4 protein-coding genes are annotated in these 3,397 nt (G+C 61.7%); all 4 read right to left on the minus strand.

Annotated elements, in window-relative coordinates:
* Positions 1 to 464 precede the first annotated feature (464 nt).
* Positions 465 to 833: a hypothetical protein gene (locus tag ACFFGH_RS34190; RefSeq protein ID WP_386677389.1), complete on the minus strand. Its 369-nt coding sequence runs from the start codon at positions 831 to 833 to the stop codon at positions 465 to 467.
* A gap of 17 nt (positions 834 to 850) precedes the next feature.
* The gene (locus tag ACFFGH_RS34195; protein ID WP_386677391.1) at positions 851 to 1,420 is read right to left on the minus strand and encodes a hypothetical protein; all 570 of its coding nucleotides are present in this window, start codon (positions 1,418 to 1,420) and stop codon (positions 851 to 853) included.
* A gap of 279 nt (positions 1,421 to 1,699) precedes the next feature.
* Complete coding sequence (locus ACFFGH_RS34200; RefSeq protein ID WP_386677393.1) at positions 1,700 to 2,122, minus strand: hypothetical protein; 423 nt, start codon at positions 2,120 to 2,122, stop codon at positions 1,700 to 1,702.
* 616 nt (positions 2,123 to 2,738) lie between these two features.
* Complete coding sequence (locus tag ACFFGH_RS34205) at positions 2,739 to 3,284, minus strand: hypothetical protein (protein ID WP_386677395.1); 546 nt, start codon at positions 3,282 to 3,284, stop codon at positions 2,739 to 2,741.
* Positions 3,285 to 3,397 lie beyond the last annotated feature (113 nt).

The raw sequence follows: 3,397 nt of genomic DNA on the forward strand, positions 1-3,397 counted from the left end.
AGCGCAGAGCACCGCTGAGCAATACGGCCTATTGCCCGCCTAACACCTGAGTTAAGCCGCGCCGCGAAGCGGCGTCGGCTTGGACGAATTGTTAGGCCGCGCCTGCGACCCACCCAAGCAGCCTTCGCGCCAGTCCGCTGACAACGACCAGAAAGCCGACCACGATCAACACAAGCAAGATTCTGGACAGCAAGGCCTCACGGGAGCCGCGCGGAAAAGATAGCGGACCGGCGACTAGGGTAGCGAAGAATGCAGCAAGCGCGGCGAACAAGCCCGCCCCCGCTACTAGGAACAACGTTTCGTGCTGGTCAGGGACCATCCCATACCTGAGGAGCAAAACAAACCAGACTGGGACAGCGCAGAGAGCCACCACCCGCAAAATACGCACGTGCCTGCTCATCATCTGCGCGGCCTAATACCTGAGTTAAGCCGCGCCGCGAAGCGGCGTCGGCTTGGACGAATTGTTAGGCGGCTCCGCGGAAGGCCGCCCGGACCTCATCTATTCTGCCAGCAGCTAGTAACAGCCACAGATCAAGCGCCTGCTGTGCGGTTACCGAGATCGTCTTTGAAGGACAAATCTTCTCCTCATAGTCTTGATCGGACCACTCTTCCAGCGTGGCTTCCCCTGTGCGGGCCACCTCAACGACGAACATCGGTCCCTCGTCGAAGCCGTAGCGCAGATGCGCTGCCCCGTGCTCCGCATAGTCAGCATCGGTAATCCCGGGAAGATTCTCGTTGAATAGCTCCATCACCGCGTCGCCGAGTTCTGATTCGGAGGGCGCCGCGATGCTTTCGCCGTATCGCTTTTGGAGGTACCGCCGCGGTTCGCTCATGCCGCCTAACACCTGAGTTAAGCCGCGCCGCGAAGCGGCGTCGGCTTGGACGAATTGTTAGGCGCCAGCCCAGCTGCTGCAACCACATAAGCGAGCCGCAGGTCCCATGGAACCGGATGGGTTCCATTCGGGTCGATATGGCTCGTTTCGGTCAGCCGCTTGTCACTATTGCATCGCTGGAATGACACCCCAATGGCAGTTGTGGCGGAGCAAGTATCAGGGTCACCGCCAGCTAGTGCGGACATAAGCCGCACGTACAGCAGCCAATGTTTCTCCATGCCCTTTGGTCGCGGCGGCAGGCTGGGCTCAAAGGGGACCCCGCGAGCCATGGCTCCCAGCCCTTGCACGTAGCTCGCCCAAACGCGCCTGAGCGAGCTCTTTAGCAAGAACCCTTCCAGGTACCGCCGGGCAAGATCCTTGCGACCGAGCAGCAGAGGGATTGCGAGAATGTCTATGTCATCCGCGGAACAGCTCGCGAACAGCGCTGGGAACTCAGAGCTCTCGACGAACTCCAGCAGAGACAAAAGCGCCTCTACCGGTGCAAAGCGCTCTAGCTGCGCGACGTAGTCTTCGGTTCCAGACGACATTCTCAGGCTGTAGCCAGAAGCGGAGCGCAGGTACGCACGGTAGTTGATGGGAATGTATGGACGCTTGGCTGGGTCCCGTGCGAGCGCTACCAAGGAGATCCGGGCTCTCTCGGCGGTCTGGAGGTAGAGTTGCGCAGGATCCATCATCTGGGGCCTAACACCTGAGTTAAGCCGCGCCGCGAAGCGGCGTCGGCTTGGACGAATTGTTAGGCCGAAGCCCTCGCGCCGGTGCCGAATGCCGGGCACCACGCTGACACGCGGCAGCAGTCAGCGTTCATCTCAAAGAAAGTCTTGCCTCTCCGGATCGAAGATAACCATTGCAGCGGCATCCTCCAAGAAGTCTAGTAGCTGGACGGCGTGGTTTGTGTAGCGCTTATCTGGATCGTCCGCGAACAGGACATGGATTCTGTAGTCGCTGCGTACGACCTTATCGCGGTCACGCTGGGAAGCCGCAAGGCTCGCCGCTTGAGTGGCGTCCGCTCGCACCTCTTGGCCAGTTTGCGGGGAAAAGCGTGCCCACCAACGCCCGTCCCATGTAAGAAGAACCACATGTCGCGACTCGTCTACGGGATGCTCCTCTACTTCCACCGCGCATGTTGCAAGTTGCTCGGCCGTGAAGAACCGACGAAGCTCGGCGACGAATGTGTCCGGCGCAGCCAGCGAGGAGGGCTGCGTGCCAAAGGCTTGGAAAGCTCGGCTCATAGGGGCTGTTGTGACGCGGTGGCGGATCTGTTGAGTTCGACTGTGCGGGCGCCCAGTCGCGAGATGCTTGCAGCTGCGGCCTAACACCTGAGTTAAGCCGCGCCGCGAAGCGGCGTCGGCTTGGACGAATTGTTAGGTGCCGCCCGACAGTACTGGCTGGCCGCGACCGTGGCTGCGAGCTGCTCCGCTGACCAGTTGCGCGTGATCCAGATGGTGAGCGCCGCACCTGACGGATGCCACCATGACCCGCGAGGCAGGTGCTCCGCATTGTAGTGGCGGGCCACTGCCCAAGCGGCCCGCTCGCCGGACGATACGGCGGCCGGGCGCCCAAGGAAAAGGCTCGCCACAGTCCCCCACGGGTTAAGCGGCCGGATCTCAATGGGACCGGGCTCTAGGCACGCCTGCCATGCGGCCAATGCCTCAGCCGGTGTGGCCTGCAGCGGCTCGGGGCGGCCGCTGACCTGCGACAGAGCAAGCACGTAAAGCAAGAGAGGGGAGGCAGCGACTGCTGCAACCGAAATGACACTACCGATACTCGCTTTCTGCGCAGCTCTCATGCGGCACCTAACACCTGAGTTAAGCCGCACCGCGAAGCGGTGTCGGCTTGGACGAATTGTTAGCCGCCGACTTCGATAGTAGCGGCCACCCCGCTTTTGTACACCACCTCAAAGAGCTCATCATCGACGTAGCTAACCCCTGGTACGAACTCGGCTAGCGCCGCGAGGAATTGCTGTTGGTAGCCGGGCACCTGGGACTCGGTTGCGTAGAAGCTGTGAGCTAACGCACCTTCGTGGAACCAAGCTCCGGCCGCCTCTCCGAGACTGTCCGAGAAGAACAGCCATGTAGCGCTACCTACGACGCCAGAGGCTAGTGCTGCCAGAGCGAGTTCCGCGTGTTTCCCTGAGTATTGGAGGACTTCTGGCGGGAGGCTTTGAAGAGCGGTTTCGAGCGAGCCAGAGGGCATGCCCCGCAGTGGGGTGGGACCGGCCCGGAAGCCCGTGCACTCCAGCGAATACGCATCTGGGCGGGAACCAACAAGGAATGCGTTGAGGGAGAGGCGGCCCCGCAGTACGTGCGGTAACAGCTCCTTCGCCGCTTCGGCTACCTCCAGCAGCTGGCCGTACGTGCAGCTTACGAAGACGCTTTCCCAGCGGGTGCCCATGATTCCCCTTCGACGGCTAACACCTGAGTTAAGCCGCGCCGCGAAGCGGCGTCGGCTTGGACGAATTGTTAGCCGCCTTGGTTCTCGCGGCCGAAGATTGCGACTAGGACTGC

This window comes from Lysobacter korlensis (assembly GCF_042434515.1).

Bases quoted from the DNA above. Each gene is read 5' to 3' on its own strand.
- ACFFGH_RS34190 (WP_386677389.1), bottom strand. From the start codon at position 833: ATGAGCGAACCGCGGCGGTACCTCCAAAAGCGATACGGCGAAAGCATC.
- ACFFGH_RS34195 (WP_386677391.1), bottom strand. From the start codon at position 1,420: ATGTCGTCTGGAACCGAAGACTACGTCGCGCAGCTAGAGCGCTTTGCA.
- ACFFGH_RS34200 (WP_386677393.1), bottom strand. From the start codon at position 2,122: ATGAGCCGAGCTTTCCAAGCCTTTGGCACGCAGCCCTCCTCGCTGGCT.
- ACFFGH_RS34205 (WP_386677395.1), bottom strand. From the start codon at position 3,284: ATGGGCACCCGCTGGGAAAGCGTCTTCGTAAGCTGCACGTACGGCCAG.